Source organism: Roseateles agri (genome assembly GCF_034043675.1).
In the GTDB taxonomy this organism is placed as follows: Bacteria; Pseudomonadota; Gammaproteobacteria; order Burkholderiales; family Burkholderiaceae_C; genus KK5.
Genome location: NZ_JAXCLA010000003.1, coordinates 94,593 through 118,450, shown reverse-complemented (window position 1 = coordinate 118,450; position 23,858 = coordinate 94,593). Strand labels below are relative to the sequence as shown.

General features: G+C 68.5%; 21 protein-coding genes and 1 riboswitch. Of the genes, 8 read left to right on the top strand and 13 right to left on the bottom strand.

Annotated features, from left to right (window positions below):
• The first annotated feature begins 22 nt into the window (after positions 1 to 22).
• The gene (locus tag SNE35_RS08625) at positions 23 to 1,081 is read left to right on the top strand and encodes an N-acetylmuramoyl-L-alanine amidase-like domain-containing protein (RefSeq protein ID WP_320422486.1); all 1,059 of its coding nucleotides are present in this window, start codon (positions 23 to 25) and stop codon (positions 1,079 to 1,081) included.
• Positions 1,082 to 1,091: 10 nt separating this feature from the next.
• Here SNE35_RS08625 and SNE35_RS08620 read toward each other — a convergent pair whose 3' ends face one another.
• Positions 1,092 to 1,751: a response regulator transcription factor gene (locus SNE35_RS08620; protein ID WP_320422485.1), complete on the bottom strand. Its 660-nt coding sequence runs from the start codon at positions 1,749 to 1,751 to the stop codon at positions 1,092 to 1,094.
• Positions 1,748 to 3,772, bottom strand: coding sequence for a sensor histidine kinase (locus SNE35_RS08615; protein WP_320422484.1), 2,025 nt, complete (start codon positions 3,770 to 3,772; stop codon positions 1,748 to 1,750). The genes SNE35_RS08620 and SNE35_RS08615 overlap by 4 nt, the downstream gene beginning before the upstream one ends.
• 166 nt (positions 3,773 to 3,938) lie before the next feature.
• On the opposite strand from SNE35_RS08615, the gene SNE35_RS08610 reads away from it, so the two are divergent.
• The 3 genes from SNE35_RS08610 (at position 3,939) to SNE35_RS08600 (ending at position 7,359) form a co-directional block, all read left to right on the top strand.
• Positions 3,939 to 6,236, top strand: a complete 2,298-nt coding sequence (locus SNE35_RS08610) for an NADP-dependent malic enzyme (RefSeq protein WP_320422483.1) — start codon at positions 3,939 to 3,941, stop codon at positions 6,234 to 6,236.
• 353 nt (positions 6,237 to 6,589) lie between these two features.
• A complete protein-coding gene (locus tag SNE35_RS08605) occupies positions 6,590 to 6,919 on the top strand; it encodes a guanyl-specific ribonuclease (RefSeq protein ID WP_320423143.1) in 330 nt (109 codons plus the stop codon).
• Positions 6,916 to 7,359: a barstar family protein gene (locus SNE35_RS08600; RefSeq protein WP_320422482.1), complete on the top strand. Its 444-nt coding sequence runs from the start codon at positions 6,916 to 6,918 to the stop codon at positions 7,357 to 7,359. The genes SNE35_RS08605 and SNE35_RS08600 overlap by 4 nt, the downstream gene beginning before the upstream one ends.
• Positions 7,360 to 7,366: 7 nt before the next feature.
• On the opposite strand, the gene SNE35_RS08595 is transcribed toward SNE35_RS08600, so the two are convergent.
• The 4 genes from SNE35_RS08595 to SNE35_RS08580 form a co-directional block, all read right to left on the bottom strand.
• Positions 7,367 to 7,510: a hypothetical protein gene (locus SNE35_RS08595; RefSeq protein ID WP_320422481.1), complete on the bottom strand. Its 144-nt coding sequence runs from the start codon at positions 7,508 to 7,510 to the stop codon at positions 7,367 to 7,369.
• 88 nt (positions 7,511 to 7,598) lie between these two features.
• A complete protein-coding gene (gene rsmA, locus SNE35_RS08590) occupies positions 7,599 to 8,360 on the bottom strand; it encodes a 16S rRNA (adenine(1518)-N(6)/adenine(1519)-N(6))-dimethyltransferase RsmA (RefSeq protein ID WP_320422480.1) in 762 nt (253 codons plus the stop codon).
• A 4-nt stretch (positions 8,361 to 8,364) separates the two neighbouring features.
• Entirely contained in the window at positions 8,365 to 9,711 is a 1,347-nt protein-coding gene (locus SNE35_RS08585; protein WP_320422479.1) for a peptidylprolyl isomerase, read from the bottom strand.
• Positions 9,712 to 9,760: 49 nt separating this feature from the next.
• Positions 9,761 to 12,205, bottom strand: a complete 2,445-nt coding sequence (locus SNE35_RS08580; RefSeq protein WP_320422478.1) for an LPS-assembly protein LptD — start codon at positions 12,203 to 12,205, stop codon at positions 9,761 to 9,763.
• A gap of 148 nt (positions 12,206 to 12,353) precedes the next feature.
• Here SNE35_RS08580 and SNE35_RS08575 point away from each other — a divergent pair, with 148 nt between their 5' ends.
• The gene (locus tag SNE35_RS08575; protein WP_320422477.1) at positions 12,354 to 13,157 is read left to right on the top strand and encodes a hypothetical protein; all 804 of its coding nucleotides are present in this window, start codon (positions 12,354 to 12,356) and stop codon (positions 13,155 to 13,157) included.
• Here the strand turns inward: SNE35_RS08575 and SNE35_RS08570 are convergent.
• Genes SNE35_RS08570 through SNE35_RS08560 form a run of 3 tightly spaced genes read right to left on the bottom strand, consistent with a single transcriptional unit; the run spans position 13,144 to position 16,574 of the window.
• Positions 13,144 to 14,157, bottom strand: coding sequence for a LysR family transcriptional regulator (locus tag SNE35_RS08570; protein WP_320422476.1), 1,014 nt, complete (start codon positions 14,155 to 14,157; stop codon positions 13,144 to 13,146). The two genes, SNE35_RS08575 and SNE35_RS08570, sit on opposite strands and share 14 nt — an antisense overlap.
• 29 nt (positions 14,158 to 14,186) lie before the next feature.
• Entirely contained in the window at positions 14,187 to 15,662 is a 1,476-nt protein-coding gene (locus SNE35_RS08565; protein WP_320422475.1) for a M20 family metallopeptidase, read from the bottom strand.
• A 42-nt stretch (positions 15,663 to 15,704) separates the two neighbouring features.
• A complete protein-coding gene (locus tag SNE35_RS08560; RefSeq protein ID WP_320422474.1) occupies positions 15,705 to 16,574 on the bottom strand; it encodes an alpha/beta hydrolase in 870 nt (289 codons plus the stop codon).
• Positions 16,575 to 16,680: 106 nt separating this feature from the next.
• Between SNE35_RS08560 and SNE35_RS08555 the strand changes: the two genes are divergently transcribed.
• The 3 genes from SNE35_RS08555 to SNE35_RS08545 all read left to right on the top strand — a co-directional run bounded on the left by SNE35_RS08555 (position 16,681) and on the right by SNE35_RS08545 (position 20,742).
• Positions 16,681 to 17,532 (top strand): enoyl-CoA hydratase-related protein, encoded by an 852-nt coding sequence (locus SNE35_RS08555; RefSeq protein ID WP_320422473.1) that lies wholly within the window; start codon positions 16,681 to 16,683, stop codon positions 17,530 to 17,532.
• Positions 17,533 to 17,650: 118 nt separating this feature from the next.
• Positions 17,651 to 18,991, top strand: coding sequence for a hypothetical protein (locus SNE35_RS08550; protein ID WP_320422472.1), 1,341 nt, complete (start codon positions 17,651 to 17,653; stop codon positions 18,989 to 18,991).
• Positions 18,991 to 20,742, top strand: coding sequence for an MORN repeat-containing protein (locus SNE35_RS08545; protein WP_320422471.1), 1,752 nt, complete (start codon positions 18,991 to 18,993; stop codon positions 20,740 to 20,742). The genes SNE35_RS08550 and SNE35_RS08545 overlap by 1 nt, the downstream gene beginning before the upstream one ends.
• A gap of 3 nt (positions 20,743 to 20,745) precedes the next feature.
• Here SNE35_RS08545 and SNE35_RS08540 read toward each other — a convergent pair whose 3' ends face one another.
• The 4 genes from SNE35_RS08540 to metX are packed head-to-tail and all read right to left on the bottom strand — an operon-like array spanning position 20,746 to position 23,715.
• Positions 20,746 to 21,114 carry a VOC family protein gene (locus tag SNE35_RS08540; RefSeq protein ID WP_320422470.1) on the bottom strand — a complete coding sequence of 123 codons (369 nt, stop codon included), beginning with the start codon at positions 21,112 to 21,114 and terminating at the stop codon, positions 20,746 to 20,748.
• Positions 21,115 to 21,157: 43 nt separating this feature from the next.
• Positions 21,158 to 21,943, bottom strand: a complete 786-nt coding sequence (locus tag SNE35_RS08535) for a substrate-binding periplasmic protein (RefSeq protein ID WP_320422469.1) — start codon at positions 21,941 to 21,943, stop codon at positions 21,158 to 21,160.
• 57 nt (positions 21,944 to 22,000) lie between these two features.
• A complete protein-coding gene (gene metW, locus SNE35_RS08530; RefSeq protein WP_320422468.1) occupies positions 22,001 to 22,585 on the bottom strand; it encodes a methionine biosynthesis protein MetW in 585 nt (194 codons plus the stop codon).
• Entirely contained in the window at positions 22,582 to 23,715 is a 1,134-nt protein-coding gene (gene metX, locus SNE35_RS08525; protein ID WP_320422467.1) for a homoserine O-succinyltransferase MetX, read from the bottom strand. The genes metW and metX overlap by 4 nt, the downstream gene beginning before the upstream one ends.
• A 45-nt stretch (positions 23,716 to 23,760) precedes the next feature.
• Positions 23,761 to 23,836, bottom strand: a riboswitch (SAM riboswitch).
• Positions 23,837 to 23,858 lie beyond the last annotated feature (22 nt).

Sequence of the window (23,858 nt, the reverse complement as noted above, 5' to 3'; positions counted from 1 at the left end):
GCGGGGCACAATCGCCGCCGCCATGAAAGCTCACACCCTCGCCCTGTCCTTCGCGCTGCTCGCCGCCGGCTGCGCGCAAACGCCCCTGTCTTCCTCGCCTGCGCCAGAGCAAGCGAAGCCCGTCGCAGCGCCAGTCGTGCCTGCCACGCCGGCCGTGCAACCCACCGCTGCCCAGCTCGACAACGCACGCCGCGTCGGCATCGATGCCGACGCGCTGACGGCGATGCTGAACAAGCCGCTGTACCAGATGAAGCCGGCCGAGCTGGGCCGCTTCCTGGCCTACGAGCAACTGGCCCAGCCGCAGCTGCGCCAGCGCATCGCGGACCTGGCGCGCCGCAACATCGGCCAGCCCTACGAGCTGTACCTGCTGGGTGAGTTCCCCTACGAGACCTTCGACCCGCAGCCGCTGTTCAATCTCGACAAGAGCGATTGCGTCGTCTTCTCCGAGCACATCTACGCGATGGCGCAGAGCGCGTCCTGGGAGGAGTTCTTCTGGATGCTGCAGCGCATCCGCTACAAGGACGGCGTGATCGGCGTGGCCACGCGCAACCATTACACCGAGGCCGACTGGAACATCAACAACCGCTGGCTGCTGACGGACATTACCGCGCGCATGGCCGGCACCCGTGCCGTGCCCTACTTCCAGAACATCGACCGCCAGGCCTTCCTGCGCAAGCAGTTCAAGATCGAGCGCGAGATCCCGGTGCAGCGCTGGGACGATGCCTACGTGCCCAAGCAGATCGTCGGCGAGGTGGCCAGGCAGCTGCAGGACGGCGACTTCGTCAACATCATCTCCGGCTACCCGGGCCAGCCGGGCGGCGCGTTTGCCTCGCACGTGGGCCTGATCGTGCTGGGCGCGGACGGCGAGCGGCACATCCTGCACTCGTCCGAACCGGTGGTGCGCGAGGAATCGCTGCAGGCCTTCATCGCCCGCCTGGGGGTGCGCGACCAGAAGAACCTCGACGCCGGCCTGAAGAAGCCGCAGCTGCTGGGCTTCAAGTTCCTGCGCCTGAACGATCAACCCGTGGCGCCGCCGATGGCACCGCAGCCCAGGCCGCAACGCGCCGCGCTGGCGGGCTGAAGCTCGTCCGTCAGCTTTCGCGCAGCAGGTTCGACAGCTCCACCGCCGACTTCACGTTCATCTTGTCGAACACCCGCGCGCGGTGGACCTCGACGGTGCGCACGCTGATGTTCAGCTGATCGGCGATCAGCTTGTTGGGCAGGCCCTGGACGACCAGGGCCATCACCTCGCGTTCGCGCTCGGTCAGCTCGTTGCGGCGCAGGCTCAGTTGGTCCGAGGTGCTGCGTGCGCTGAGCGCCTGGTCGCTGGCGGCCAGTGCCTGCAGCGCGCGGTCGACCAGGGCGTTGTCGGAGAAGGGCTTCTCGACGAAGTCGAAGGCGCCGCGCTTGACCGAGGCCACGGCCGTCGGCACGTCGCCGTGGCCGGTCAGGAAGATCACCGGCAGCACCTTTTCCAGCCCGCGTTCGATCAGGCGTTCGAACAGCGCCAGGCCGCTCATGCCGGGCATGCGCACGTCCAGCAGCAGGCAGCTCGGCGCGTCGGGCCAGCCGCGGGCGGGGCGGGCGTCGAGCATGGCCTCGAAGGCCTCGGCGCTGGCATAGCCCTCGGACAGCAGGCGACGCGAGCGCAGGAGCCAGGCCAGCGCGTCGCGCACCACGTCCTCGTCGTCGACGAGGTAGACCATCGGCAGGTTGCGGCTCTGGAACTCGGGTGTGGCGATGCTGTTCATGGACCGGTCGTCTCCGTCGGCAGCGTGAAGCGGAATTCGCAGCCGCCGCCTTTGTCGTGGTTGATGAATTCCATCACGCCGCCATGCTGTTCGACAACGGTGCGGCACAGGCTGAGGCCCAGGCCCATGCCTTCGCTGCGCGTGGTGAAGAAGGGCGTGAACAGGCGCTGCGCGACGGCGTCGGGGATGCCCGGGCCGTGGTCGCGCACGGTGAAGCGCAGCCAACGCGTGTCGGCGGTGACTTCGGCGCGCAGCAGCAGCACGCGGTCGCCCAGCGGCGTGTTGCCCTCCATCGCCTGGATGCCGTTGCGGGTGAGGTTCAGCAGCACCTGCTCGACCATCGTGCGGTCGCAGCGCAGGCGCGGCGCGTTGGCGGGCAGCTCGACGTCGATGCGCGTGCCGCTCTTGCGGGCCTGCAGGCGCACCAGCGGCAGGACGGCGTCGAACAGCGCGTCGACGCCGATCAGCTCGCGCGACTGGTCGCGCCGGCGCACGAAGTCGTGCACGCTCTTGATCACGCGGCCGGCGCGCTCGGCCTGCTGGGCGACGCGGGCCGTGGCCTCGCGGACCATCGTGGGCGTCTGCGGGTCGTCGCCGTCGCGATCCAGTAGGTTCAAGGTGGCGGTGGCGTAGCTGGCGATGGCGGCCAGCGGCTGGTTCAGCTCGTGGCTCAGCAGCGAGGCCATTTCGCCCACGGTGGCCAGCCGCGCGGTGGCCTGCAGCCGGTCCTGCTGCTGGCGCGCCAGCTCTTCCATGCGGCGCTGGTCGGACACGTCGAGCACGGCGCTCATCCAGCCGGTCTGCTCGCCCTGCGCGTCGAGCAGCGGGGTCTCGAAGATCATCACCGGGAAGCGTTCGCCGGTCTTGCGCATGAACACGGTCTCGAAGCCCTGGCGCGGATCCTGGCCGGCCTCGGCGCGCAGGCTGCGATCCAGGTGGCGGCGGCGGTATTCCTCGATGTGTTCGGGTGGCCAGTAGGGCGGCTCGGCCAGGCCATAAAGCTCCTCGGCGCGGAAGCCGACGATGGCGCAGAAGGCCGGGTTCACGTAGGTGATGGTGCCGGCGAGGTCGCGTGCGCGCAGGCCGGTAACGAGCGAGTTCTCCATCGCGTGGCGGAAGGCCAGCGCCTCGGCCAGCTTGTGCTCAGCCAGCGCCCGGCGGCGCACGTCGCGCGCCAGCAGCACGACCACCGCGAACAGCGCCAGCGACAGGCCCAGCACCAGTGCCGTGCTGAGGTTGGGGATCAGCTGCGGTCGGCCGCGGGCGCTGTCCACGCGCAGCTGCAGGCTCAGGCCGGGCAGGTCCAGCAGGCGCTCGGCGCGGTAGATGCCGGTGCCGCGTGTGAGGCCCGCGCGTGCCAGGCGCGTGCCGTCGCCTTCGACGAAGCTGAGCTCGTTGGCGCGCGCCAATTCCGGCGTGATTGAGTCCTCCAGCAGCTGGCGCAGGCCGACGGTGGCGACGACGAAGGCGCGGATCTGCCCGCCCTGCGATTGCGGCACGCACAGGTCGGCTACCTCCTGGCCTTCGCCGCCGGGCAGCGGCACGAAGTAGCTGCGCGAGTAGACCTGCGCGCCCTGGCGCTGGGCGGCGACGCAGGCGAGATCGGTCTCCAGCTGCATCTGCTGGCGGCTGATCTGCTTGAACAGCGGGGAGACGTAGGGCGAGTCGGCGGCGTGGATGATGTGCCGCTCGGCGTCGCGGTACTCGATGCGCAGCAGCGGCCGGGTGCGGCGCAGCAATTCGGTGGCGTCGTCGAGCCAGCGCTCGTGCCGCGGGTCTTCCCAGAGCAGGCCCTGCAGCGCCTGCATGTCGCGGTTGGCGATCTGCTTGGCGCTGGCGGCGACCTCGGCGGCGACTTGGTCGACATGCTCCTGCGCACGCGTCGACTCGTAGCTCAGCGAAAGCGCCACCAGCAGCGACTGGGCGACCAGCAGCAACGCCACCAGCGCGCCCCACAGCAGCGCGCGCCGCCAGCGCCGCGGTTGATTCAGTATTGAAAAGTAAAAGGAGCGTGGTGGCACGGCGGGCGGGTGCAGGAGGTCAGCGCAGTATGCTTTGGTGACGCCGGGCGCGGATGCGCACTATCGCGTATGCGCTCGGTCGCTGCGTTGATGGACACTGAAGCCGGCTCCTACAATCGCGGCCCGCTTTTGCGGAATGCAGCCAGCTAGCGAGAGACAAAGACTCATGTCCACTTCCGAAGAAAAGCGCGCCGAATTGCGCCAGGCCGCCCTCGAATACCACGAGTTCCCGACGCCCGGGAAGATCGCGATCGCGGCGACCAAGCAACTGATCAACCAGCGCGACCTGGCGCTGGCCTATTCGCCCGGCGTGGCGCACGCCTGCGAGGAGATCGTGGCCGATCCGGCCAACGCCTTCCGCTACACCTCGCGCGGCAACCTGGTGGCCGTCGTCACCAACGGCACCGCGGTGCTGGGCCTGGGCGACATCGGCCCGCTGGCCTCCAAGCCGGTGATGGAGGGCAAGGGCGTGCTGTTCAAGAAGTTCGCCGGCATCGACGTGTTCGACCTCGAGATCAACGAGAAGGACAACCTCGACAAGCTGGTGGACGTGATCGCCGCGCTGGAGCCCACCTTCGGCGGCATCAACCTTGAAGACATCAAGGCGCCGGACTGCTTCTACGTCGAGCGCGAGCTGCGCAAGCGCATGAAGATCCCGGTCTTCCACGATGACCAGCACGGCACGGCCATCGTCGTCGGCGCGGGCCTGCTGAACGGCCTGAAGGTCGTCGGCAAGGACATCAAGGACGTCAAGCTGGTCACCTCCGGTGCCGGCGCCGCCGCGCTGGCCTGCCTGAGCCTCTTGATGAAGCTGGGCCTGCCGCGCGAGAACATCTGGGTGACCGACCTGGCCGGCGTCGTCTACGCGGGTCGCACCGAGCTGATGGACCCGGACAAGGCCCAGTTCATGCAGAAGACCGAGGCGCGCTCGCTGCGCGAGGTCATCAAGGGCGCGGACGTGTTCCTGGGCCTGTCGGCCGGCGGCGTGCTGAAGCCGGAGATGGTGGCCGACATGGCCGCCAAGCCGCTGATCTTCGCGCTGGCCAACCCGAACCCCGAGATCGCGCCGGAAGAGGTGCAGAAGGTGCGCAGCGACGCGCTGATGTGCACCGGCCGCACCGACTACCCGAACCAGGTCAACAACGTCCTGTGCTTCCCGTACATCTTCCGCGGGGCGCTGGACTGCGGCGCCACGACGATCAATGACGAGATGGAGATCGCCGCGGTCCACGCGATCGCCGAGCTGGCCCAGGCCGAGCAGAGCGAGGTTGTCGCGGCGGCCTATGCCGGCGCGACGCTGAGCTTCGGTCCCGACTACCTGATCCCGAAGCCCTTCGACCCGCGGCTGATGATGAAGATCGCCCCGGCCGTGGCGCTGGCGGCGATGAGCTCCGGCGTGGCAGCGCGTCCCATCACCGACATGGCGGCCTACCTCGAGAAGCTGCAGACCTTCGTCTACGCCTCGGGCACGGCCATGAAGCCGATCTTCACCTTGGCCAAGCGGGCGCAGAACAAGCGCGTCGCCTACGCCGAGGGTGAGGAAGAACGCGTGCTGCGCGCGGTGCAGGTCGTCGTCGACGAAGGCCTGGCCCGCCCGACGCTGATCGGCCGGCCGGCCGTCATTGCCCAGCGCATCGAGCGCTTCGGCCTGCGCCTGAAGGAAGGCCTGGACTACGACATCGTCAACGTCGAGAACGACGAGCGCTATCGCGACTACTGGCAGACCTACCACCGCATCACGGCGCGCAAGGGTGTCACGCAGCAGCTCGCCAAGATCGAGATGCGCCGCCGCCTGACCTTGATCGGCTCGATGATGCTGCACAAGGGCGAGGTCGACGGCATGCTCTGCGGCACCTGGAGCACGACGGCGATGCACCTGCAGTACATCGACCAGGTCATCGGCAAGCGCCCCGGCGTGAAGACCTATGCCTGCATGAACGGCCTGATCCTGCCGAACCGCCAGGTCTTCCTGGTCGACACGCACGTCAACTACGACCCCACGGCCGAGCAGCTCGCCGAGATCACGATCATGGCCGCCGAGGAAATGCTGCGCTTCGGCGTGAAGCCCAAGGCCGCGCTGCTCTCGCACAGCAATTTCGGCTCCAGCAACAGCCCCTCGGCCGTCAAGATGCGCGAGACGCTGGCGCTGCTGCAGCAACTGGCGCCGTGGCTGGAGGTCGATGGCGAGATGCACGGCGACACCGCGCTGGATCCTTCGTGCCGCAAGGGCCAGGTGCCCGACGTGGCGCTGCACGGCGAGGCGAACCTGCTGGTGTTCCCGAACATCGACGCCGCCAACATCTCGTACAACCTGCTGAAGACGGCCGCCGGTGGCGGCATCGCGATCGGTCCGGTCCTGCTCGGCGCGGACAAGCCGGTGCACGTGCTGACCCCGTCGGCGACCGTGCGGCGCATCGTCAACATGACGGCACTGGTGGTGGCCGACGCCAACGCGGCGCGCTGAGAAACGCCGGAATCCGGCCCGAACTGATGACCCTGAATGCACCTCTGTGGTGCGTTCGGGTTTGTCATGTCCGCCGTTTTACAAAAGTTTGTGGCAGCTCACTAGCTCGTTTGGGCGCTCGAAACTCGCGGAACAGCGGCGAGAATTTCTATAGTGTGCGCCTACTGACTTTACTCTGAATCCGCATGAAAGCCGGCGTTGCAGCTTGAGCTTTTCGGGCCGCTTCGCTACCATACTGCTTTCAGGAACAGGGTAAACCCGTGTCTTTGCTCTCTCGACCACGAGCGTGGTCCACCTGGCGTGAGTTCGGTCTGGCTGCTTTTCTGGCGGTTTTGGCAGTAACAAGCAGCCCGGTGCAGGCGAAGGATTCCAAGCAGTTGGAGTCCGGGCTGGAGACGGTGGCGTTGTCCGAACTGCCCCGCGAAGCACAAAAAACGCATCGCCTGATTCTGGCTGGCGGGCCTTTTGCCCACCGTCAGGACGGCATCGTTTTCGGCAATCGCGAGCGCATTCTACCGGCCAGGCCCAGAGGCTATTACCACGAGTACACCGTGGCCACACCCGGCTCGCGCGATCGCGGAGCGCGCCGGATGGTCTGCGGTGGCAATCCCCCGAACCGACCCGATATCTGTTTCTACACCGACGATCATTACGCCAGCTTCAAGCAGTTGCGGGCGCCGTGAGCGGCGGGTTCCAAGAGTTCAGTGACCAAAGGAGGATCGCGACCATGCTTTTGCAGACCGTCCGTCCCAACATCGTGCAGGCCATCCGAGCCTACCGGGTAGAGGACTTGATGCAGGCGGCACAGGATGCCGGCCAGCATTTCCTGTATGCCAACCTGACCGAGGCGCAGTCCCGGCAGGACGTGCTGGAAGGGATCGCCCAGGCGTTCCTGTTCCCGGCGCATTTCGGCAAGAACCTGGATGCGCTGCATGACTGCATGACCGATCTGGTCCACAAGTCCGGTGCGCAGCCGGGCTTCGTCGTCGTGCTGGAACAACTCCCCGACAACATCCGCTTCGACCGCGAGGCACGCGAGCAACTGCTCGACGTCTTCCGCGATGCGGCCGATTTCTGGGCCGAACGGAAGATCCCGTTCAGGTGTTTCTATTCTTTTCAGTAGCCCGCTCTCAGGATTCCTGGGAGCGGGCTACTCCGGAAGAAGCCCCCGTCGTTGCACCGACGAAGCCGGCCGCCAAAAACTCCAAGGCAGCCGCCAACGCCAACTTCGGCATGAACATGCCGATGATGTGCAGCGCCTTCGATACGGCCATGTGGCTCAGCGCCGCCTGATCGACGCTTCAGCGCCATGAAAAAAGGGACCCTCGGGTCCCTTTTGTTTTGCCTGCGTGTTTTACCGGCTCAGAGCTGCTGGGCCAGGGCCACGAACTCGGCCACCGGCACCTCCTCCGCCCGCCGCTGCAGGTCGAAGTGGCCGCCGAAGGCCCGCGCCTCCAGCCAGCGGCCCAGCGAGTGGCGCAACAGCTTGCGGCGCTGCGAGAAGGCGACCTGCACCATCTCTTCCAGCAATGCGGCGTCGAGCTTCGGCGGTTCGGCGAAGGGCTGCATGCGCACGATGGCGGAATCCACCCGCGGCGGCGGATCGAAGGCCTCGGGCGGCACGTCGAACACTGATTCGACCTCGTAGCGCCATTGCAGCATCACCGACAGCCGTCCGTAGTCCTTGCCGCCCGGCGAGGCCGCCATGCGGTCGACTACTTCCTTCTGCAGCATGAAGTGCTGGTCGACGACGTGATCGACGAAGCCCAGCAGGTGGAAGAGGATCGGCGTGGAGATGTTGTAGGGCAGGTTGCCGACGACTCGCAGCTTCTGCCCCTTGGCGCGGGCCAGCTCGGCGAAGTCCACCTTCAGCACGTCGGACTCGATCACCTCGACGTCGCCGCGCTTGCGCAGCCGCGCCGCGAGGTCGCGGTCCAGCTCGATCACCGTCAGCGGCTGCAGGCGGGCCAGCAACGGGAGCGTCATCGCGCCCAGGCCCGGCCCGATCTCGACCATCGCGTCGTCCTGCTCCGGCGCGATCGCATCGACGATGCCATCGATGATGGCGCGGTCGGTCAGGAAGTGCTGGCCGAACCGCTTGCGTGCGATGTGCTCTCTCGCCACGCGCTCAGTCCTGCCATTCCCGCACTTCGATGAAGGCACGCGAGCGCAGGTCCTTCAGCCAGTCGGTGTAGGCCTGGTCGTACTTCTGCTCGCGCAGTGCGTTGCGCGCCTGTTCGCGCAGCTGCTTCATCTCGATTTCGGCCGTGCGGCGTTCCAGCACCTGGATCAGGTGGACGCCGAAGCGCGAGGGCACCGGGTTCGAGATGCCCTTGACCGGCAGGGCGTTCATCGCCTCTTCGAACTCCGGCACGAAGCCACCCGGCGAAACCCAGCCGAGGTCGCCACCGGCTTCGGCGCTGCCGTCCTCGGAATATTGCTTGGCAATCTGCTCGAAGGTGGCTTCGCCGGACTCGATCTGGCGCTTGTATTCCATCAGCCGGCGGGCAGCCACTTCCATCGTCAGCTGGGCCGACGGGCGCAGCAGGATGTGGCGCGCGTGGGTCTGGGTGATCGAGGTCAGCGAGGGCGTGCCCGAGCGCTCGATCACCTTCAGGATGTGGAAGCCGGCGCCCGAGCGCAGCAGCTGCGGCGCGACCTGGCCGTTCTTCAGGCCGCGGACCGCGTCCACGAACACATCGGGCAGCCGGTCCGCCGGCCGCAGGCCGATCTCGCCGCCTTGTTTCTTGTTGCCGTCCTCGGACAGCTCCTTGTTGACGGCCGCGAAGTCCTCGCCGCCCTGCACGCGGGCCAGCGCCTTCTCGGCCACGGCGCGCTTGTCTGCAATGGTGGCTGCCGAGGCGTTCTCCGGCACCGAGATCAGGATCTGGGCGATGTTCAGCTGGCCGCCGGCGGCCAGCGCTTCGCGGCGCTGGTCCAGGTATTTGTCGATGTCGCCGTCGGTGATGCGGATCAGGCCCTGCACTTCGCGCTCGCGGGTGCGCTCGGTCATCATCTGGTCGCGCAGGTTGTCGCGGAAGCGGCGAAAGTCCATGCCGTCTTCCTTCAGCCGGGCCTTCAACTGGTCCATCGACAGCTTGTTCTGCGCCGCCACGTTGGCGACGACACGGTCCAGCTCGGCTTCGTCGACCTTGTTGCCGTTCTCGCGCGCGTAGGTCACGAGCACGCGCTCGTCGATCATCGCGTCGAGCGCCTGCTTGTGCAGCGCCTCGCTATCGGGCAGGGTCTCGCCGCGCTGGCGCGCGTCCTGGCGCAGCTTCTCGGTGCGCTGGATCACCTCGCTGGCGGCCACGATGTCCTGGTTCACCACTGCGGCGATGTAGTCGCCCGGCTTCAGCTGGCCGTGGGGTGTGGTCACCACCGGTTCGGCGTGCTGCTGCGCCATCACAGCGCTGCTCGACATCACCAGCACGGCACCGGCCAGGATCAGGGAACGAATCGACGAATCAGTCATAGAAGCGCGAGCGAGGAAACGGGAAGCGGGGCCGGTACAAAGCCGCCGCTCAGGGCGATGAGGTGGTATCGAAGGTCGCCGAACGGTCGGACGTCAGCTGGCGATAGCCGGGCACATTGTCCCTCAAGACCTTCAGCGCATTCGAGCCGAGCTGGGACAGGCCCACCAGCTCCAGCTGCAGCATCAGCCGCGTGTTCGTTTCGGCCCGGCCGGTGGACTGGCGCTGGATGCCGACGCGCATCACCCAGCAGCCCGCGTCGTACTCCACGCCGGCCACCGAATCGGTCAGCCGCTTGTCGAACATGCTGTACTGGACGCGGCCCGCGCTGTACCAGGCGCCGCTGCAGCCGCCGCCCGAGGACGCGCCGGAACGGATCGCCTCGCGCTGGGCCTCGCCGCCGCTGGCGTTGGCGGCGCCGTACAGCGGCCATTGCCACGCCACCTCGACCTGCTCGGACTGCCCGCGCGCCAGCCGGTAGGCGACGCTGACCGTGCGGAACGCGCCGGGCGAATAGCGGGCGCGCATCACCGTGCGCTCGGAGCGGTTGGTCTCCGGGTTGAACTGCAGCGTGCCTTCGGCCCACCAGTGCTCGCTCACGTGCGCGGCGGCCAGCAGCAGCAGGTCGGAGAAGCGCTGCGTGATCGGCGTGCCGTCGGGCGTGATCTGCTGGTCGCGGAACTGCACGCGCTGCACCAGGCCCAGGCGCAGCACCTCCTCGCCCTGGTCCGGGTTGATCCAGCGGCTGATCGCGCCGAGCGTCAGCGTGTGGGCGTCCGATACGCGGTCGACGCCGGTGAACTGGTTCTCCGAGTAGATCGAGTCGAAGTTGAAGTCCTTGGGCGCCGAATCGAAGTTGGGCAGGTTCTGCTGGGCGCGGTACGGCGTGTTGACGTACAGCAGCCGCGGCTCCAGCGTCTGGCGCATCGCGCGGCCGAACAGCGAGGAATCGCGTTCGAAGACCATCCCGCTGTCCAGGCTCAAGGTCGGGATCGTGCGGCTCATCGACAGGCGACCGTCGACGGTCGGCTGGTCGAGCCGGTAGCTGGCCGCATTGACGGCCGCGCGCGGGATCAGCCACCAGCCGGCGCCGCCGATCGGCACGCTGACGTGGCCCAGCAGGTGCACCCGCTCGCCGCCCTGCACGGCACCGACCTGGCGCTGCGCAGGCAGCGCGTCGCCTGCCAGGTCGAAGCGGTTGTATTCCATCTCCACCGAGCCCTCCAGGCGCGCGCTGCGGCCCCAGGGGGTGAAGCCGTCGAGCACGGCGTCGTCGGCCTTCGTCGTCGCGCGGATGCCCAGCTGCGGGCTGCGCTGGTAGGGCGCGTTGAACTGGGCCGTCTCGTCGGTGCCCTGCAGCGCCTGCCAGTGCTGGACGCGCAGGTAGCTCTCGATATTGCCCCAGGCCAGCTGGTGGTCCCGGTCGACCTGCAGATCCTGGCTCAGCAGCCGCGGCGTCTTGCTGTGCATGCGCTGCGGCATGTCCTTCCAGTAGTCGTCGTCGGAGACCCGCTCCGCGCGCAGCTGGTAGTTCCAGTCGTAGGGCAGCTTGCCGCTGTTGTCCAGCTCGGTCGACCAGCGCGAGCGGCCGGCCACGCGGTCGTTGGGCAGCAGGTTCAGGTTCAGCTGGCCCTTGTGGTCGGGCTCCAGGTAGCGGAACTCGCTGTCCAGGCCCACGCCCCGCTTGGTCATCACGAAGGGCGTCAGGGTCGCGTCGCGCTGGGGCGCGATGTTCCAGTAGTAGGGCACGCCGAACTCGAGGCCGCTGCGGTTGTCCAGGCTCACGTTGGGCGGCAGCCAGCCGGACTTGCGCTGGTTGTTTAGCGCGAAACTCAGCGAAGGCGCGGCCAGGATCGGCACGCCGAGGAAGCGCAGCACGCCGCCGGTGGCCACGCCCACATTGGTGTCGAAGTCCAGCGCCAGCTTGTCGGCGTGGATCTGCCAGTCCGGCTCCTGGTTGTCGACGATGGGGCAGCTCGAATACGTGCCTTCGACCGCCAGTACATGCTTCTGGTCGGCGAAGCTGATGCGTTCCGCCTTGCCGGAGCCGCCGGTCACCGAGAAGAAGTAGCTCGGGTTGAGGAACTCGCCCTCGAAGCGGCTGACGTAAAGCTGCAGGTCCGGGCCGCGGAAGATATTGCCGCCGCTGCTCAGTTCCACGTTGCCGGTGGCGTGGGCGAGGTCGTCCACCTGGCCATAGGTGACCTGGGCCGCGCGCACCAGCACGTCGCCGTAGCGCAGTTCGGCCTGGCCCTCGGCCTTGGATTGCTGGTCGACCACGCTGCTCATCTTGTCGGCCGTGATCACCAGTGCGGGCTTCTGCGCGTCGGATTTCGGGCGCGTGGTCAGCGTGCGGTTGGGCTTGAGGCGCAGGCCGTCGTCGCCGGACGTGGTGTCCGCCGCAGCCTGCTGCGCCCAGGCGGGCACGCTGCTCAGGCACAACAGGGCCAGCCACAGGCAGGAACGGGCGAATGGGGGAGCGGCGGGAGGCTGCAAGGAACGACGATTCTTGTGATGCATCACGCATGCCGACGTACCCCGGCGGGGCCGCGCCGGCGGGGCAGGCGGTTTGTAGAATTCATTATCCATGAGGGCCCGCCGTCACCGGCCTCGCCCGCACGCCGTTTCCTTCTGCCTTTCCCCAATGAAAACCACCTTCACGCTGCACCCGCAGGCCGGCGCGGCCGATGCCGCTTTTGCCGACGCCGCCGCTCCCACCTCGCTGCTGGCGGCGCTGCAGGACCAGCCCGACGACGCCGATGCGCTGATGCGCGCCGCCGTGCAGGCGCTGCTGCAGTGGCAGTTGCAGTCTCAGTTGCAGGCCGGCACGCCGCCTCAGCTGGAGGCCGTGCCGGTACGCGCACAGTTGCAACAGTTCGTCGCCGACTGCGCTGTCGGCGAATTCGGCCGCGACTGGGCCGGCGACGCACAGCGCCAGCGCTGGTGGACGCTCGCCAGCGATGCGCTGGTGGCCAACCTTGATGCCCAGCTGCGCCTGCCGCTGCATGGCGACTTCACGCCGGCCCGCCTGTCACTGAGCGAAGCCAGCCCGGCCCTGGCGCCCCAAGCCGTCGGCCCGGCGGGCTATGACCTCGTCTCGCTGCTGCGCGATCCGCGCCAGCCCTGGGACGAGGAACAGCAGCTCGACTGGGCGATCCGCTACTGGGAGCAAGCGCGCAAGGCCGGCCTGCCCTTCGATGCGGATTTCGGCGCCTTCTGGCAGCAGCTCGAATGGGCCGGACTGCAGCGGCACCTGATGCAGGCGGCCGCGCTGTGTCGCCTCAAGCGAGAGGGCGTGGTGACGGCGGAAACGGTGCAGCAGCTGCTGCCGCGCCTGCTGGCGCACGCGGTCAAGGTCTCGACGCGCTACATCCAGCTCTCGCCGCTGGCCCGGTTGCTGGAAGACCTGCAGGGCAATCTGGTGCAGACGGGCTTCACGCTTCGCTGATCGTTGCGCTGGCCGGCCGCGCGGCCGGCAGCGGTGGCGCCGACGGCACCGCGCAGCTGCTGATCACGCTGGCGGTGGCGGCTGCCTTCTCGCCGAAGATGCGCTCGAGGAACTCGAGGAACACCCGCGTGCGCGCCGGCACGTACTTGCGCGTCTGCATCGCCGCCCAGACCGGCAGGCAGGGCAGGCGCCACTCGGGCAGCACGTGCTCCAGCACGCCGCGCTTCAGGTCTTCGCGGATCAGGAAATAGGGCTGGCCGGTGATGCCCATGTGGGCGCGCGCCGCAGCCAGGTTGATCTCCGGGTGCGTGGCGCTGAGCAGCGGCCGCTGGCGCGGCTGCAGCTCGAACAGCTCGTCGTCCGGCGAATCCTCGGTGCTGCTGCTGCGCCGGAACACGATGCCGTCGGGCATCGTGCTCGCCGGCGGCAGCAGCGCAGCGTACTTGGGCAGCTCGCTGGGATGCGTGGGGCGGCCGTTCCGTTCCAGGTAGGTGGGCGAGGCGCACAGGATCACCGGCACCTGCGCCAGCGGCCGCGCGATGAAGTCGCCGTCCAGCTTCTTGCGGGTCGAGATGATCGAGATGTCGAAGTGCTCGTCCAGGGTGTCCACGATGGCCGGCGAATGCAGCTCCAGCGTGACCTCCGGATAGAGCGCATGGAACTCCGGCAGCCGCTCGGCCAGCTGGTGTACGGCCACCGCCGCGCCGACGACCACCCGCAGGTGCCCGCGTGGCTTGGCCGACGAGAGGCTTACCAGCTCGTTGGCCTCCTCCACCTCGAACAGGATCTGCCGCGCGCGCTCCAGGTACTCCTTGCCGACCTCGGTCAGCGCCAGGCTGCGCGTCGTGCGGTTGATCAGCCGCGCGCCGAGGTGCTGCTCCAGCTCGGCCACCAGTCGCGTGACGACGGCGGGCGCCAGGTCCAGCGAGCGCGAGGCGGCGGCGAAGCTGCCCTCGTCGATGACCTGGACGAAGACCGTGAGGGCGCGCAGCAGATCCATGGTCGTCCCGCCTTGTCTCTAGGAAAAACTCAGGGGTGAGCGGCCATCACCTGCGCGACGGCCGCCGTCAGGCGTTTGCCGTAGGGCACGTGCAGGAACTCGTTCGGGCCGTGTGCATTGCTCTTGGGGCCCAACACGCCGCAGACCATCATCTGCGCCGCCGGGAAACCCTTCTGCAGCATGCTCATCAGCGGGATCGTGCCGCCCTGGCCGATGTAACCGACCGGTTCACCGAAGTGCGCCAGGCTCGCCTCGTTCAGCGCGGTGCTGAGCCAGGGTTGCAGCTCCGGCGTGTTCCAGCCGGTCGCGCCATAGGCGCCGGCGCGGCCGTCCGGCACGAAGGTGACCTTGGCGTTGTAGGGCGCGTTGTCTTCCAGCAGGGCCTTCAGCTTCAGCGCGGCCTCGTTGCCGTCGACCAGCGGCGGCAGGCGCAGCGAGAGCTTGAAGGCAGTGAAGGGGCGCAGCACGTTGCCGGCGCTCTTCAGTTCCGGGAAGCCGTCCACGCCGGTGACCGACAAGGTCGGCCGCCAGGTGCGGGCCAGCAGGCCCTCGACCGGATCGGTGGTCGTCGGCAGCACCGGGCCGCCGTCGGCGCCGCAGGACCAGGGCATGCGCTTCCACACCTCTTCCTTCAGGATCGCTGCGGTGGCCTTGGCCTGCTCCAGGCGCGCGCCGGGGATATCGCAGTGGAAGCTATCCGGCAGCAGGCGGCCGGTCTTGCTGTCCTCCAGGCGGTCCAGCACCTGGCGCATGATGCGGAAGCTCGATGGCACCAGGCCCGAGGCATCGCCCGAGTGGATGCCCTCGGTCAGCACCTCGACCTTCAGCACGCCGCTGACCATGCCGCGCAGGCTGGTCGTCAGCCACAGCTGCTCGTAGTTGCCGGCGCCCGAATCCAGGCAGACGACCAGCGACACATTGCCCAGGCGGGGCTTCAGGATGTCCAGGTAGGCCGGCAGGTCGTAGGAGCCCGATTCCTCGCAGGTCTCGATGATGCCGACGCAGCGCGGCCGCGGGATGCCCTGCTTGTCCAGCGCCATGATGGCCGTGAGGGACGCGTAGATCGCGTAGCCGTCGTCGGCGCCGCCGCGGCCGTAGAGCAGGCCGTCCTCGTACTTGGGCGTCCAGGGGCCGAGGTCGTTGCGCCAGCCGTTGAATTCGGGCTGCTTGTCGAGGTGGCCGTACAGCACGATCGTGTCCGTGCTGTCTGCCTTGGTGGCCGGCACCTCGAAGAAGATCACCGGCGTGCGGCCTTCCAGGCGGATCACTTCCAGCTTCAGGCCGGCGACCTTCTTGCTCTCGACCCAGGCGGCCGCGTCGGTCAGCACCTTGTCGATGTAGCCGTGGGAGGCCCAGTCGGCATCGAACATCGGGCTCTTGGCCGGAATCGCGATGTAGTCGGTCAGCTTGGGGACGATCTCTTCGTCCCAGACGCGGGCGGCGAATTCGCCCAGGGCGGTGGTCTCATCACGCTGCAGCGGCAGCGACGGGTCTCGTGCATTCATCAGGGTCTCCCGGCTTGTGGCTGGTGGAACCCTGGAGTGTAGTTATTCGCCGAATCTGTCGGTGAGCCATGCCTGCAGCCGGGCGAAAACCTGCTCGCGCTCCGGCTCGTTGAAGATCTCGTGATACATGTCCTCGAAGCAGTGCGAGCGCAGCAGCGTGCCCGGCGCCGTGTCGGCGAACTCGGCGCTGCCGGAGGGGGCCACGCAGCGGTCGCTGCCGGCCCACAGCAGCAGGGTCGGCACGATCCAGTCGGGCGCGTGTTGCAGCACGATCTCGCCGCCGTCGACGATCATCCGCGCGGTCGTCGGCGTGATGCGGTCGTGCACCAGCGGGTCGTCCTCGTAAGCGCGCACCACGGCCGCGTCGCGCGAGATCCAGCTCGACTTGAGGCCGTTGCCCACGGCGAGGTGCGGCGCCAGCGCCGTGCCGATCGCCAGCTGCAGGCGCTGGAAGGCCGACAGGCCCGGATCCAGTGCCGGCGAGGACAGCATCAGCGCATCCACCGGCCGGAACCACTTCGGCAAGGTGCCCGCGCTGTTGGCCGTCAGACCGCCGGCAACGAAGCGCGCCGCCACCAGGCCGCCCATGCTGTGGCCCAGCAGCACCAGCGGGCCCGCGCTGAGCTGCGGGTCGCGCCGCAGCTCGTCGATCACCACGGCCAGGTCTTCCTGCAGCCGCTCGCCGCAACTCACGTCGCCGCGCGCACCAGCCGAAGCGCCGTGGCCGCGCTGGTCATGGCCCACCACGTGCCAGCCCCAGCCGTTCAGGCGCGCCGCTACCGCTTCGTAGCGACCGATGTGCTCGCCCAGGCCGTGCACGATCAGCACCGTGCCGCGAGCCCGTGTGCTGAGTGGCAGCGTCCACTGCCGCCAGTGCAGAGGCAGGCCGTCGTCGGTTCTCAAGGTGCGCATATGCAAATGAGTGTAGGGAGCGAGCCGTGGCGGCCGTCCAAGGGCTTCCCCGGGCGGTGGAAGTACGAATGCACGGATTACGCTGTGGATATTCACTAACCATTCCATGGAGACACCGATGCACCCGCAGGACTACTTCGAGCTGACGATCGATGCCGGTGGCATCGCCCACCTGCGGCTGAACCGCCCGGAGCGCATGAACACGATGGCGCCCTCGTTCTTCCCGGCGCTGCGCGATGCGGTGCGCGGCCTGGCCGACGCGGGCCAGGCGCGCGTGCTGGTGATCTCCTCCACCGGCCGGCACTTCAGCGCTGGCATGGCGCTGGAGACCTTCGGCGGCGACGGCGCGATGCTGGACACCTCGACACCGCGTGCGCGGCTGAACTTCCAGTCCTCGCTGCGCGCGCTGATGGACTGCTTCACGGCGCTGGACGAAGCGCGCTTCCCGATCCTCTGCGCGATCCAGGGCGGCTGCATCGGCGGTGCGCTGGATCTGGCCGCCGCCTGCGACATCCGCTACGCCAGCGCCGATGCCTTCTTCTGCGTGCAGGAGACCAATGTCGGCATGGCCGCCGACCTCGGCGTGCTGCAGCGCCTGCAGACCATCATGCCGGCGGGCCTGGCCCGCGAGCTGGCCTACACCGGCGAGCGGCTGCCGGCCGAGCGGGCGCTGGCCTGCGGCCTGGTCAACGCCGTGCTGCCCGACGCCGATGCGCTGCTGGCCCATGTGCTCGGCGTGGCAGCGCAGATCGCCGCCAAATCGCCGCTGGCCGTCGCCGGCAGCAAGCTGGCGCTGAACCACGCGCGCGACCACGGCGTGGCTGCCTCGCTGCAGCAGATGAGCCTGCTGCAGAGCGCGATCTTTGACACCGCCGAGATGGGCGTGGCGATCACCGCGTGGAAGGCCAAGGCCGAACCCGCGTTCGCGCCGCTGGGCGAAGTCGGCAAGATTTCATGAACTCATCAAGTCAGCTGAAAACTGGCGTTGTGTAGCAACAGGCGGGTGATTTCGCGGAGGCGCTGCGGCGGGGGCCCCACCTAAACTGAAATTCCTCCCCCGTTTGTCGGCCTCCGCCATGAGAACGCTCGTCGTCCTGCTGATCAGCTGTTGCCTGCTCGCCGCCTGCGCGGGCCCGAAGTTCACGGTGGACGACGGCCGCAAGGTCGACGAGGTGCTGCTCGGCAATATCCGCGCCTACGGCTCCGGCGAGCAGACGCTGCGCCCGGCCATCCAGCGCTCCGCCGCGCTGCACGACAAGGAATGCGACAAGCAGTGGGAGCTGCCCTTCGCCGTGGCCACCAGCTACGGCTGGAGCGAGAACGATCGGGTCGCCTGGGTGCGCGGGCTGGGCGTGGACGAGCGGCTCACCGTCGTCGCCGCCACGGCCGATTCGCCGCTGCATCCCGGCGACAAGATCACCAAGATCGGCGCGCGCCAGGACGAAGACAGCACGCGGCTGCTCGAGGCGCTGGCCGAGCTGCGCGACGACGGCGAAGGCAAGCCGATCCGCCTGACGCTCTCCACCGGCCGCTCGGTGCAGGTGACGCCCTTCGAGGTCTGCCGCGGCTACACGCGCCTCGCGCCGCCCAACACGCCCAAGCTGCAGGACTACCACTGGCTGATGTCCATGCATCCGCTGGAGATCACCCGTGCCGACCTGAGCGAGGACGAGGCCCTGTGGGCCGTGCTCTGGACCCAGGGCCTTTCCGAGGAAGGCGGGGCGCGGATGAAGACCTACCACTACGGCATGAAGATCGCCGGCACGCTGTACAACCTCGTCACCCTGGCCACCGGGCTGAAGGGAGCGGCGATGGCGGCCGATGCCGCCGTCAGCGCCGCGCGCCAGGCCGCCGCGCAGGTCGCCACCGAGGTGCTCAAGCAGCAGCTGATCGATCAGGGCAAGCAGCTCGCCCTGCAGCGCATGCGCGACAGCCTGGTCGACAGCGCGCAGCAACTGAGCCGCCAGCAGGTGATCGACGGCCTGCAGGCCGCGGCGGTCAACCGTGGCTCGCTCAGCGGCGTCGCACGCATCGGCGCCACCGTGTTTGACCGCGCCGACGCCTGGGCCTTCGAGCACGCGATCAAGCTCGGCGCCAACCCGCTGGCCGGCTTCACCCTGCACCAGAAGATGCTCGAACGCGGGCTGACGGCCAACTCGCTGGTCTTCGACGTGGACCGCCTCGCCGCCATCACCAAGGTCGCCGAGGCGCGCGGCATGGGCGCGGAGGTGACGGCCATCCTGCAAGGCATCCGGCCGCAGGAGATCCAGTACGCGATGAGCGCGATGCCACTGGCCTCGGCACCTCAGACCTTCAGTTTCGAAAGCCCGGACGACCCCGGCGCCGGCCGCTTCAGCCGCGGCCTGATCGACGCGATGCTCGACATCCCGGCCGAATCGGCGGGAGCACGCAAGTGATGGCGCGCCTTGCATGCACCTTGGCACTGTTGTGCCTGCTCGCGATGCAGGCGGTGACGGCGCAGGAGCCGCCGGCCGCCACTGCGTCTGCCGCTTCTGCGGCGGCGCCTGCGTCCGAAGCGGCCTCCGAGCCCGCCCCCCCGCCACCACCGAGCTGCAGCCAGCTCAGTGCCCGCGCCGCCGCGGCCGACCTGCGCGCCACCACCGCACAGTCGCAGGGCCGGGACCTGGCCGAACTGGCGCAACTGGTCGACGAGGCGGTCAAGCAGTGGACGCTGGCGTCGGTGGGTTGCGAGGGCCATGCCCGCGAGCGCGCGCAGCGCAACCTGGCCGACAACGAGAAGACCCGCGCCGCGCTGGCCGAGCGCCTGGCCTCGGGCTCGCAGTGCGAGGTGTCGCACCGCGACGCCGCCTCGGTGCAGGACATGGCCGTCAAGGCCTTCGGCGAGCGCCGCTGGCCCGATGCGGCGATGCTCTACCGCAAGGCCGAGACCCTGTGGGACCTCGCCGCCGAGAACTGCAGCGGCCTGCAGCAGCAGGTGGCGGTGAAGCGGCGCGAGCAGTCCGAGATCGACGGCCACAACGCCGAGTACTGCGCGCCGCTGTTCGACAAGGCCCGCGACTACACGCAGAAGTTCCGCAGCGCCACCGCCGGAGGCCTCGCGCTGCCGGAGCGCCAGCAGCAATCGCAGATCGCCGAGACGCTGTGGCGCGATGCCGTGCGCCAGTGCCGTGGCACCGCGCTGGAGCTGGCGGGCAACAACGCCGCGGCGCTGGCCCGCGAGCGCGGCACGCCGTGGGTGGCGACGCAGCTGCCGGGTGCCGTTGCCGCCGCGCCGGCGGCGGCCGCAGCCTCGAACCCGGTGCCGGTCGCTGCGGCGAAGCCCGCCACGAAGCCTGTTGCGGCGCCCGTGCCTGTGCCCGCGCCCGCGCCATCCCCTGCCGTTGTCGCGAAGCCGGCGGCCGTCGCGACGGTGGCCGTGGCCGCCGAAGCAAAGGAAGTCGACCTGCGCGCCGGCGATACGCGCTACAAGGGCCTGTTTACCCGCGAGGAGGGCCAGGTCCTGAGCGGCAGCGGTCGTGTCGAATGGGCCAATGGCGACGTCTACGAAGGCCCGCTGGTGCGCAACGAGCGCCATGGCCAGGGCACGCTCACCTGGGCCAACGGCCAGCGCTACAGCGGCGAATGGGTGCACGACAAAGCCACCGGCCAGGGCAAGCTGCACTTCGCCAACGGCAACGACTACGAGGGCAGCGTCGTCGACGGCGTGCCGCAGGGCGAAGGGCAGCTTCGCTACGCCTCCGGCGACATCTACAAGGGCCCGCTGACGCAGGGCCTCGCGAACGGCCGCGGTGTCTACACCTGGGCCAACGGCCAGCGCTACGAGGGCGAGTGGGTCAACGACAAGCCCAACGGCCAGGGCCGGCTGCGCTTTGTCAACGGCAACCTCTACGAAGGCACCGTCGTCGACGGGATTCCGAAGGGCCGCGGCCGCATGGTCTTCGCCTCCGGCGACGTCTACGAAGGCACCTTCGCGAACGGCCTCGCCGACGGCGAGGGCAACTACCAGTGGAAGTCCGGCGACCGCTACAAGGGTGGCTGGGCCGCCGGCCGCAAGCAGGGCCGCGGCCTGTTCGTCTGGGCCAGCGGCGACCAGTGGGAAGGCGAGTTCAAGAACGACGAACGCACCGAGGACGGCGTGTTGACGCGCAAGGACGACATCCCGCCCCCGGCCGCCGAGGCCAAGTAGCCCTTACCTCATGCAGAAGGCGTTGAGCTTGTTGCCGTCGAGGTCTCGGAAGTACGCGGCGTAGAAGCCGGGGCCGCGTTCGCCGGGCTTGCCTTCGCAGCAGCCGCCCAGGGCAAGCGCCTTGGCGTGCAGTGCATCGACCTTGGCGCGTTCGTCGACGACCAGCGCCACCATCTGGCCGTTGCCGACAGTAGCGGCTTCGCCGTTGAACGGCGTCATCAGCCCGAAGCCGGGCTTGTCCATCGCCACGCCCCAGGCGAGGCCGCGGTCGAACTCCATCAGGCGCTTGGCGCCGATGACGGCGAACAGTTCGTCGTAGAAAGCCTTGGCGCGCGGCAGGTCGTTGGTGCCGACGGTGGTGTAGCCGATCATGTTCGTCTCCGTTGTACTCAAGAGTTGGAGCGCCAATGTAGCGCTACAAGCCCTGGTTCAGGTTGACGATCTCGGGCAGGTAGTGGCGCAGGAACACGCGACGCACCAGCCCGTCGCGGGCGGCGCGGCCCAGGGCATCGCGGAGCAGCGTGAGGTCCGCACTGCTCAGCCGCGCACGGGACAGGTACAGCCCCACCTCCATCAGCGGCAGGTCCTCGAAGCGGCGGAACACGAGGTCCCCGCCCGCCGTCGCCTGAGCCTGGGGCGGGGACATCAGCGTGAAGTCCACGCGGCCGGCGCGGATCATCCGCGCGGCCGCCTCGGTGCCGTTGACCGCGTCGACGCGGCCCGCGGCCTCCAACTCGCTCACCAGCGAGCGGTACTCGGTGCTGAAGTGGAAGTTGCGCTGCACCGCCATGCGCCAGCCGCTCTGGCGCAAGGCGGCCAGGTTGCCGGGCACCGGCTCGTCGCGCCGCGTGACGATGACCAGCGGCTGGCGGAACAGCGGCACGAACTCGCCCCAGCGGTCGCGCTCCGGCGTGCGGGTGGCGGAGATCAGCAGGTCGACCGTGCGGCCGGCGAGGAATTCCATGTCCATCCGGGGCCGCGGCATCGACGCGATCGCGAAGCGGCAGCCGACGCTGCGCCCCACTTCCTCCAGCAGTTCGGGCCAGACTCCGCGCAGCCGGTCGCCTTCGCCGGCGAATACCAGGCGGCCTGACGGGGCCATCGGCGCGACCACTGTGCGCGAGCAACCGGCCAGCGCCAGCCCCTGCCAGGCCAGCAGCAGCGCCGCGAGCGCCAGTGCCCTAGACCAGGCGCGCGGCATCGTTGCCGAATTCGCTCTTCCTGCCCGCTCCGATCATGACCACCCCCGTCCGCTGCATCAGCCCCTGTCGAACTTGAATACTGCCATGCTTGAGAGCAGGTTGGGACGGACTCGCACCGCACGGCCGTCCTGGATGCCGAAGCTGTCGAGGATGCGCAGGCCGTTCTTGCGGGCCAGCACCTCGAAGTCGGCGTAGGTGCCGACGCGGATGTTGGGCGTGTCGTACCACTCGTAGGGCAGCACGCGCGTCACCGGCATGCGGCCGAACATCACCTGCAGCCGGTTCGGCCAGTGGGCGAAGTTGGGGAAGCTGACGATGCCGGTGCGGCCGACGCGCGCCGTCTCGCGCAGCATCAGCTCGGTGTTGCGCAGGTGCTGCAAGGTTTCGAGCTGCAGCACGACGTCGAAGCTCTGGTCCTCGAAGATCGACAGGCCCTCTTCCAGGTTCAGCTGGATCGCGTTGACGCCGCGCTGCACGCAGGCCAGCAGGTTGGCGTCGTTCAGCTCCACGCCGTAGCCGGTACAGCCGCGCCTTGTCTGCAGGTAACTGAGCAGTTCACCGGTGCCGCAGCCGAGGTCCAGCACGCGCGAGCCCTCGGGCACCAGTGCCGCGATCTGTTCCATCACGCCGGTCGCGCTCATGCTGCGCACTCCTTCGCCATCCGTTCGAAATAGGCCTTCAGCACGCCGTGATAGCGCGGGTCGTCCAGCAGGAAGGCGTCGTGGCCGTGGGGCGCGTCGATCTCGGCGTAGGAGACGTCGAGCTTGTTGTCCAACAGCGCCTTGACGATCTCGCGCGAGCGCGCCGGCGAGAAGCGCCAGTCGGTCGTGAAGCTGGCGACCAGGTACTTGCAGCGCGCGCTGGCGAAGGTGCGGCTCAGGTCGCCGCCGTGGCCGGTGGCGGGGTCGAAATAGTCGAGCGCGCGGGTGATCAGCAGGTAGGTGTTGGCGTCGAAATACTCGCTGAACTTGTCGCCCTGGTAGCGCAGGTAGCTCTCGATCTGGAACTCGATATCCTGCGTCGAGTAGCCCAGCTCGGTGGCGCGCATCTGGCGGCCGAACTTCTGCTCCATCACGTCGTCGCTGAGGTAGGTGATGTGGCCGATCATCCGCGCCACGCGCAGGCCCCGCTTCGGCACCACGCCGTGCGCGTAGAAGTGGCCGCCGTGGAAATCGGGGTCGGTGATGATCGCGCGGCGCGCGACCTCGTTGAAGGCGATGTTCTGCGCCGAGAGGCTCGGTGCGGTGGCGATCGCGATGCAGTGGCGCAGCCGCTCCGGGTAGCGCAGCGACCAGTCCAGCGCCTGCATGCCGCCGAGCGACCCGCCCAGCACGCCGGCGAGCTGGCCGATGCCCAGGCGGTCGAGCACGCGGGCCTGGGCGTCCACCCAGTCGTGCACGGTGACGACGGGGAAGTCCGCGCCGTAGACCTTGCCCGTGGCCGGGTTCACATGCATCGGCCCGGTCGAGCCGAAGCAGGAGCCCGGGTTGTTGATGCCGATGACGAAGAACTTGTCGGTGTCCAGCGGCTTGCCGGGACCGATCAGGTTGTCCCACCAGCCTTCGCTCTTCTCGACGCCCTCGTGCGTGCCGGCCACGTGATGGCTGGCGTTCAGTGCGTGGCAGACGAGGATCGCGTTGGACCGCGCGGCGTTCAGCGTGCCGTAGGTCTCGTAGACGATGTCGTAGTTCGCGAGCGTGGCGCCGCTGCGCAGCGGCAGCGCTTCCTCGAAATGCAGGGTCTGTGGCTTGACGTGACCAAGGCTGGCCATGAGGCGCTCCGAAAAAACAAAACCGGTCCCGCCAGAGATGCGCGAACCGGTTGTTCCATCGCCTCTTTAGCGGAATTTTTAAAGCGCCCGCAATTCAGAATAAATCGGCGCTGTGAGGAAGAAGTATATCGGGAGCCCGTTTT

Bases quoted from the DNA above. Each gene is read 5' to 3' on its own strand.
- SNE35_RS08545 (WP_320422471.1), top strand. From the start codon at position 18,991: ATGGCGCGCCTTGCATGCACCTTGGCACTGTTGTGCCTGCTCGCGATG.
- SNE35_RS08575 (WP_320422477.1), top strand. From the start codon at position 12,354: ATGAAAACCACCTTCACGCTGCACCCGCAGGCCGGCGCGGCCGATGCC.
- metW (WP_320422468.1), bottom strand. From the start codon at position 22,585: ATGAGCGCGACCGGCGTGATGGAACAGATCGCGGCACTGGTGCCCGAG.
- SNE35_RS08570 (WP_320422476.1), bottom strand. From the start codon at position 14,157: ATGGATCTGCTGCGCGCCCTCACGGTCTTCGTCCAGGTCATCGACGAG.
- SNE35_RS08555 (WP_320422473.1), top strand. From the start codon at position 16,681: ATGGAGACACCGATGCACCCGCAGGACTACTTCGAGCTGACGATCGAT.
- SNE35_RS08620 (WP_320422485.1), bottom strand. From the start codon at position 1,751: ATGAACAGCATCGCCACACCCGAGTTCCAGAGCCGCAACCTGCCGATG.
- SNE35_RS08560 (WP_320422474.1), bottom strand. From the start codon at position 16,574: ATGCGCACCTTGAGAACCGACGACGGCCTGCCTCTGCACTGGCGGCAG.
- SNE35_RS08585 (WP_320422479.1), bottom strand. From the start codon at position 9,711: ATGACTGATTCGTCGATTCGTTCCCTGATCCTGGCCGGTGCCGTGCTG.
- SNE35_RS08535 (WP_320422469.1), bottom strand. From the start codon at position 21,943: ATGCCGCGCGCCTGGTCTAGGGCACTGGCGCTCGCGGCGCTGCTGCTG.
- SNE35_RS08540 (WP_320422470.1), bottom strand. From the start codon at position 21,114: ATGATCGGCTACACCACCGTCGGCACCAACGACCTGCCGCGCGCCAAG.
- SNE35_RS08595 (WP_320422481.1), bottom strand. From the start codon at position 7,510: ATGGCCGTATCGAAGGCGCTGCACATCATCGGCATGTTCATGCCGAAG.
- metX (WP_320422467.1), bottom strand. From the start codon at position 23,715: ATGGCCAGCCTTGGTCACGTCAAGCCACAGACCCTGCATTTCGAGGAA.
- SNE35_RS08565 (WP_320422475.1), bottom strand. From the start codon at position 15,662: ATGAATGCACGAGACCCGTCGCTGCCGCTGCAGCGTGATGAGACCACC.
- SNE35_RS08610 (WP_320422483.1), top strand. From the start codon at position 3,939: ATGTCCACTTCCGAAGAAAAGCGCGCCGAATTGCGCCAGGCCGCCCTC.
- SNE35_RS08550 (WP_320422472.1), top strand. From the start codon at position 17,651: ATGAGAACGCTCGTCGTCCTGCTGATCAGCTGTTGCCTGCTCGCCGCC.
- SNE35_RS08625 (WP_320422486.1), top strand. From the start codon at position 23: ATGAAAGCTCACACCCTCGCCCTGTCCTTCGCGCTGCTCGCCGCCGGC.